Here is a 6,743-nt window from a genome sequence, read left to right as displayed (position 1 = left end):
CCCGGAGTCCGCGGGTCGGGTGCAGCGCCGGCGGCGGAGGGCCGGGATGGGGGCGAGTCGTTCCCCGGGGCGGGCGCGGGGGTGGCGGCGGGCGCTGCCGGGTCGGCCGGTTCGGGTGTCCGGGTGGGCTGCTCGGCAGCGGGACCGTGCTCGTCCGTGGGCTGTTCGTCGGCGGGGACCGGGTCGGTGGCCCGGGGCGGAAGCCCCTCGTGGAGCTCGGCCGACTCGTCGTTGCCGGACCGCGGCTGCCCGCGCCCGCCGCTCTCGTCCACCGGTGTCCCCTCGTCGAAGCGTCTCCCGCACCGTGCCGGAACGGGAGGGTCTCGAGTCGATGGTATGCGGCCGTCGAGGTGCGTTCCGCCCCGGCACCCCTGTGTTTCCCGTACGTCGACCTCGTCTCCCGGCTTCCCCCACGAACGCGGCTGGGTCACTGTCAGTGGCGGGCCGTATGGTCTGGGGCATGGAGACGAGCAGCGAGGACGCGGCGGCGTCCGGGAGCAGCCCTGCCGCGGCGGCGGATCCGCCGCTCCCGGCGGGGCCCGCGGAGACGGCAGTGGACACGGCGGCAGAGGCACGTACGGTGGCGGAGGCGGCGGCCGAGACCGCCGCCGTGAGCGACCTCGTGACCGGTTCCGCCGCCATACCGCCCGCCTCGCTGTCCCCCTCACGTGCCAGTGACTTCATGCAGTGCCCGCTGCTCTACCGCTTCCGGGTCATCGACCGGCTGCCGGAGAAGCCGAGCGAGGCGGCGACCAGGGGCACGCTGGTGCACGCGGTCCTGGAGCGGCTCTTCGACGCGCCCGCCGCCGAGCGCACGCCGCCCCGGGCGAAGTCGCTGATCCCGGGCCAGTGGGACCGGCTGCGCGAGACGCGGCCGGAGGTCGTGGAGCTGTTCGCCGACGATCCTCAGGGCGAGCGGCTGGCTCGCTGGCTGGGCGAGGCGGAGCAGCTCGTCGAGCGCTGGTTCACCCTGGAGGACCCCAGTCGTCTGGAGCCGGCCGAGCGGGAGCTGTTCGTCGAGGCGGAGCTGGAGTCCGGGCTGCGGCTGCGCGGCATCATCGACCGGGTCGACGTGGCCCCCACGGGCGAGGTCCGGATCGTCGACTACAAGACGGGGAAGGCGCCCAGGCCGGAGTACTCCGAGGGCGCCCTGTTCCAGATGAAGTTCTACGCCCTGGTGGTGTGGCGGCTGAAGAACGTGGTCCCCCGGCGGCTCCAGCTGGTCTATCTCGGCAGTGGTCAGGTGCTGACGTACGACCCGGTCCTGGCCGATCTGGAGCGGGTCGAGCGCAAGCTGCTGGCCCTGTGGGAGGCGATCCGGCTGGCGACCGAGACGGGCGACTGGCGGCCGCGCCCCACGAAGCTGTGCGGCTGGTGCGACCACCAGGCCCACTGCCCGGAGTTCGGCGGGACTCCCCCGCCGTATCCCCTGCCGGTGCAGGCGGCGCCGGGTGAGGGCGGCTGAGTCCGGCGGGCCCGTGCAGGGCAGAATGGGGCCGGACTAGCGAAGGAGACTCACGTGGCCATCCGCGTCCTACTGGTCGACGACCAGCCGCTGCTGCGCACCGGCTTCCGGATGATTCTGGAAGCGGAGCAGGACATCGCGGTCGTCGGGGAGGCCGGTGACGGACTGCAGGCACTCGACCAGGTGCGTGCGCTACAGCCCGATGTGGTTCTGATGGACATCCGCATGCCGCGGATGGACGGTGTGGAGGCGACCCGGCAGATCACCGGGCCCGGGCGGGACGGCCCGGCGAAGGTCCTGGTGCTGACCACCTTCGACCTCGACGAGTACGTGGTGGAGGCGCTGCGCGCCGGGGCCAGCGGGTTCCTGCTCAAGGACGCGCCGGCCAACGAGCTGGTGCAGGCCATCCGGGTCGTCGCGGGGGGCGAGGCGATGCTCGCGCCGAGCATCACCCGCCGGCTGCTCGACAAGTACGCCACGCATCTGCCGTCGGGGGACGAGCCGGTGCCTGACACGCTGCACACGCTCACCGACCGCGAGGTGGAGGTGCTGAAGCTGGTGGCGCGCGGGCTGTCCAACGCGGAGATCGCCGCCGATCTCTTCGTCAGTGAGACCACGGTGAAGACGCACGTCGGCCATGTCCTGACGAAGCTGGGTCTGCGTGACCGGGTACAGGCCGCGGTGTACGCGTACGAGAGCGGGCTGGTGCGCCCCGGCGGGCAGTAGCGGCAGGGAGCACGTACGCGAGAAGGGCGCCCCCCGCCGAAACGGGGTGGCGCCCTTCTCGTGCACCTGGGTGTCAGGCGTCCTTGCTGAGCTCCCAGAAGCGGAAGACCGTCGACGCGTCGAGGCAGTACTCCAGGCCGTAGACGCCGTCGCGGACGACTGCGTACTGCTTGGCCTGCCAGACCGGCAGGACGGGGAGTTCGTCGGCGACGATGTCCTGCAGCTCGCCGAACTCCTTGTCGGTGGAGGCCCGGTCGGTCAGGGCGGCGGTGCGCGGGATGAGCGAGCCGGTGATCGTGCCGTTGTCGTAGTTGTTGTTCAGTACGTTGCCCTTGCCGAAGAAGGGGGCCGTGAAGTTGTCGGCGTCCGGGTAGTCGGGCACCCAGCCCTTCACGTACACGCCGTACTTGCCGGCGGCGATGTCCTTCTCGTACTGGCCGAACGGGACGGACTTGACGCTCGCGTCGAACAGGCCGCTGGCGTTGAGCTGGCCGGCGATGGCCTTCAGCTCCTGGTCGGTGGCGGGACCGTAGCGGGAGGGGGTGGACCAGAGGGTCAGCTTCACCTTGCCGGTGATGCCGTCCTCGCGCAGTGCGGTCCGGGCCTTGGACCGGGAGGGGCGAGCGCCGTAGGTGTCGAAGAAGGCCGTGTTGTGGCCCGCGATGCCGGCCGGGATGATCGAGTACAGCGGGGTCGCGGTGCCCTGGTAGACGTTCTTGATGAGGGCTTCGCGGTCGAGCAGGTGGGCGATGGCCTTGCGGACGCCGAGCTTTCCGGCGACCGGGTCGTCCATGTTGAACACCAGGTGCTGGACCTCGGCGCTGCTGCCCTCGACGACCTCGACGCCGGTGCCGTCGTCGGCCTTCTCGGTGTCGGCGATGTCGCCCGCGGTGAGACCGCGGTAGGCGATGTCGACGTCCCCGTTCTGGATGGCCTGCTTCAGGGCGGTCTGGTCGCCGTCGAAGAACTTGAGCGTCACGCCGGTGTTGTTCACCTTGGCGGTGCCCTTGTAGTGCTCGTTGACGGAGAAGACCGCCTGCCCGTCGTCGATCGAGTCGAGCCGGTAGGGGCCGGAGCCGACCGCCTCGCCGTCCTTGCGGAGGCCGTCGGCGTCGTACTGGGTGTGGTCGACGATGGAGCCGGCACCGGAGGCGATCTTGCTCGGGAAGGTGGCGTCGGCCGTGTTGAGGCGGAAGACGACCGTCTTCGCGTCCGGCGTCTCGACCTTGTCGAGCATGGGGAACATGATCGCGGGCCCGTCGGGGTCGTTGATCTTCAGCATGCGGTCGAAGGAGAACTTGACGTCCTCGGAGGTGAGTTCGTCACCGTTGCTGAACTTGAGCCCGTCCTTCAGCGTGCACTTGTAGACCGAGGTCTGCGTGTCGGTGAACGCGCAGCTCTCGGCGGCCTCGGGCTGCGGCTCGGTCGCGCCCTTGGGGAAGCTGAGCAGGGACTGGAAGACGTTGTTGAACAACAGCCAGGAGCCGGGGTCGTAGCCGGAGGCCGGGTCGGTGGCCAGGACGTCGTCGGACATCCCCACCACGACGTTGGAGCCGTCCCCCGCGGAGTCTCCGCTCTCCGTTCCACAGCCGGTCAGCAGTCCGGAGGCGAGGCCCGCCACGATGGGCAGGACCGGCCACTGGTTGCGTATGTTCACGTGTGTGCCTTGTCGTCGGTTCTCGAGAACTCCCGGAGCGTCTCCCTGGCTCCGGGGCACGGCTCCCCGGGGCCGCGGTCAGGGGCCCCGGGGATCCAGCGGGTGCGTCAGCCGCTCACGCCCCGCCCGAGCTCCCAGAGCTGGAGCGTCGAGGCGGAGTTGAGCGCGTAGGCGGTACCCGTGATGTCGTCGCGCGCGGCGACGTACTGCTTGCCCTGCCACAGCGGCAGCACCGGTACGTCACCGGCGACGATGTCCTGAATGTCCGTCAGGCTGGAGGAGGCGGACAGCCGGTCCGCCTCACGGCGGGACTCCGGGATCAGGGTGTTGCGGATCCGGCTGTTGGCGTACGGCGAGCCGAGCGTGTTGTCGGCGTCGAGGAACGGCGCGAGGAAGTTGTCGGCGTCCGGGAAGTCCGGGAACCAGCCCATGCCGTAGACGTCGTACTCGCCCTTCTTCTCGGCCGGGCGGAAGGTGTCCCACGGGGTGCCCTTGATGCCCACGTCGAACAGGCCGCTGGAGTTCAGCTGGTCGCGCAGGACCTCGAACTCCTTCTTGGTGGCCGGGCCGTAGTGGTCGGTCGTGTAGTGCAGCGTGAGCTTCACCGGGGTGGTGATGTTCGCCTGGTTGAGCAGGGAGCGGGCCTTGGTGACGTTCGGCTCGCCGTACTTGTTGAAGAACGAGTTGGAGTGGCCGGTGACGCTGGCCGGTACCAGCGAGTACAGGGGTTCGGCCTGGGAGCCGTAGACCTTGGAGACCAGCGCGCTGCGGTTGACGACCTGGGCCATCGCCTGGCGTACGGCCTTGGACTTCACCGTCGGGGCGTCGGTGTTGAAGCCCAGGTAGCGGATCTCCAGGCCGGGCATCTCGACGAGGTCGACGTCGGTGTCCGCATCCCCCGAGAGTTGGCGGATCTGGTCGGGCGACATGGTGCGGGTCATCAGGTCGATGTCGCCCTCGTCCAGGGCCTTGCCCATGGCGTCGGCGTCCTTGTACGAGACCATGTCGACCTTGTCGTTGTTCACTTCGAGGGCCCCCTTGTACTCGGGGTTCTTGGTGAACTCGGCCTTGACCAGCTCGCCGTCCTCGACATCGGCCTTGAGGGTGTACGGGCCGGAGCCCTCCAGTTCGAAGCCGTCGCGCAGCTTGTTCTTGGGGTAGTCCTCGGGGTCGACGATGCCGGCGACGGGCGTCGACAGCTTGTACGGGAACGTCGCGTCGGCGGTCTTGAGGTGGAAGATGACCTCGCGGTCGCCCTGCGTCTCGACGGTGTCGACGGTGGACAGCAGCGCGAACACGCCGCTGTCGGCCTTGAGGGAGCGGGCGCGGTCGATGGAGTACTTCACGTCGGCCGCGGTGACAGCGTTGCCGTCTGCGAACTTCAGGCCGTCGCGCAGGGTGCAGGCGTAGCGCTCGTTGCCGTTGTCGGTGAAGCCGCAGCGCTCGGCGGCCTCGGGTACCGGCTCGCCCTCGCCGCGCGGCTGGATCATCAACGTCTGCACGGTCTGGCGCAGGATGTTCCAGGTGCCGACGTCGTAGGCGTACGCCGGGTCGAGGGGCGCGGGGGCGTCCTTCGAGGCGGTGAACCGGTCCGTGGTGCCGACGACGATCGCGCCGCTGTCGCCGCTCCCGCTGTCGGACCCGCCGCAGGCGGCGAGCACCGGCGCGAGCAGGCCGATCACGGCCGGCAGCACCAAAGTCTTGCGGTTCATGCTCGAGTTTCTCCAGAGCTGTCGACTCCGTGTACCCGGCATGCAGGGGTGGCGCAGCGGATCACGAAGGTGGGGCGATGTTCTCGCATCGAGATTAGTCCGGACCGGCAGGAGGGTTCGCAGCCACCGGAGTTGAGCACCCATCACGCTGCGGAACCGGGCGCGGACACACCGAAAACCCGACAGCGGAAGCTTTGGTGCAGCGTCCCACCAATCGGGACACAAGGGCACGTCGACGGCCCCCTGGGAGGGGCGCACAGCACACGCCGGATCGACTGTCGACCCCGGTTCGCGTGGGGAACGTCACACGCGTAAACAGGTTCGAGGGCACGGGAATTCGATCGCGGGGAGGGACTCGAATTCGCCTTCGGAATTCCCGCTCTAACGCCACTGCACGCTGGGTGAACGCCTAGCGCATTTCCGTCATCAGCCCGTGCAGAAATGTCAGGTCGACCTCTTCGAGGGAGGTGACGACCGTGCGGCGCAGGGCCGGGGCGATGGGGGCCACGGACGGCACGGCCACGACCTGGCAGCCCGCGGCCTCGGCGGCGGCGACCCCGGTGGCGGTGTCCTCGATGACGGCGCAGCGGGCCGGGTCCGCGCCGAGTCCCGCGGCGGCGGCGAGGTACGGGTCGGGGTGGGGCTTGGTGCGCGGCACCTCGTCACCGGCCACCGTCAGGCTGAAGTGGTGGGCGCCGAGCGAGCTGAGGACCCGGTCGATGATGCGCCGGTGGGAGGCGGAGACGAGGGCGGTGGGGATCTCGTACTCGTACAGCTCGGCGAGCAGCCGTCCGGCGCCCGGCATCAGCGGCAGGGCGCTGTCGATGCGGGACTCGAAGCCGTTGTTCAGGAGGACGGTGAGCTCGTCGAGGGGGATGTCGGCGCCGGTGGCCTCGATGAGGAAGCCCGCGCTGCGGGTCATGGGGCCGCCGACCACGACATGCCGCCAGGACTCGTCGAGGGTGTGGCCGAGAGAGGCGAAGACCTCGACCTCGACGTCCCACCAGAAGCCCTCGGTGTCCACCAGGGTGCCGTCCATGTCGAGGAGCACCGCTTGCAGGGCGGAGCCGTCGGCCGTGAGTGTTCCGAGCGCGGGGACCGTACTGGTCATCCACGTACCTCCTTGAGGGACGTTCAGGCCGGTTCCCACGAGGGGAACCGGCCTGCGGTGGACCGACCAGTC

At 69.8% G+C, this 6,743-nt stretch carries 5 protein-coding genes and 1 pseudogene; 2 read left to right on the top strand and 4 right to left on the bottom strand.

The window, feature by feature from the left end; translation table 11 throughout:
• Positions 1-272 (bottom strand): annotated as a pseudogene (locus GTY56_RS41025) (site-2 protease family protein); the annotation flags it as partial.
• A 188-nt stretch (positions 273-460) separates the two neighbouring features.
• On the opposite strand from GTY56_RS41025, the gene GTY56_RS38990 reads away from it, so the two are divergent.
• Complete coding sequence (locus GTY56_RS38990; protein ID WP_237525235.1) at positions 461-1,465, top strand: RecB family exonuclease; 1,005 nt, start codon at positions 461-463, stop codon at positions 1,463-1,465.
• A gap of 54 nt (positions 1,466-1,519) precedes the next feature.
• Positions 1,520-2,191: a response regulator gene (locus GTY56_RS38985; RefSeq protein ID WP_033311894.1), complete on the top strand. Its 672-nt coding sequence runs from the start codon at positions 1,520-1,522 to the stop codon at positions 2,189-2,191.
• A 73-nt stretch (positions 2,192-2,264) separates the two neighbouring features.
• On the opposite strand, the gene GTY56_RS38980 is transcribed toward GTY56_RS38985, so the two are convergent.
• The 3 genes from GTY56_RS38980 to GTY56_RS38970 form a co-directional block, all read right to left on the bottom strand.
• Positions 2,265-3,848: an ABC transporter substrate-binding protein gene (locus tag GTY56_RS38980; RefSeq protein WP_161369975.1), complete on the bottom strand. Its 1,584-nt coding sequence runs from the start codon at positions 3,846-3,848 to the stop codon at positions 2,265-2,267.
• 107 nt (positions 3,849-3,955) lie between these two features.
• Positions 3,956-5,560, bottom strand: coding sequence for an ABC transporter substrate-binding protein (locus tag GTY56_RS38975; RefSeq protein WP_161369974.1), 1,605 nt, complete (start codon positions 5,558-5,560; stop codon positions 3,956-3,958).
• A gap of 409 nt (positions 5,561-5,969) precedes the next feature.
• Positions 5,970-6,671 carry an HAD family hydrolase gene (locus GTY56_RS38970; protein ID WP_161369973.1) on the bottom strand — a complete coding sequence of 234 codons (702 nt, stop codon included), beginning with the start codon at positions 6,669-6,671 and terminating at the stop codon, positions 5,970-5,972.
• Positions 6,672-6,743: the final 72 nt, after the last annotated feature.

This window comes from Streptomyces sp. SID5643 (genome assembly GCF_009872555.1).
Classification (GTDB): Bacteria; Actinomycetota; Actinomycetes; order Streptomycetales; family Streptomycetaceae; genus Streptomyces; species Streptomyces iakyrus.
Note: the sequence above shows the minus strand (reverse complement) of the source record. Positions and strands in the feature narration are given on the sequence as shown.

What these genes read in the sequence shown, in the direction of transcription:
- GTY56_RS38975 (WP_161369974.1), bottom strand. Translation starts at nt 5,560, where the DNA reads ATGAACCGCAAGACTTTGGTGCTGCCGGCCGTGATCGGCCTGCTCGCG.
- GTY56_RS38970 (WP_161369973.1), bottom strand. Translation starts at nt 6,671, where the DNA reads ATGACCAGTACGGTCCCCGCGCTCGGAACACTCACGGCCGACGGCTCC.
- GTY56_RS38990 (WP_237525235.1), top strand. Translation starts at nt 461, where the DNA reads ATGGAGACGAGCAGCGAGGACGCGGCGGCGTCCGGGAGCAGCCCTGCC.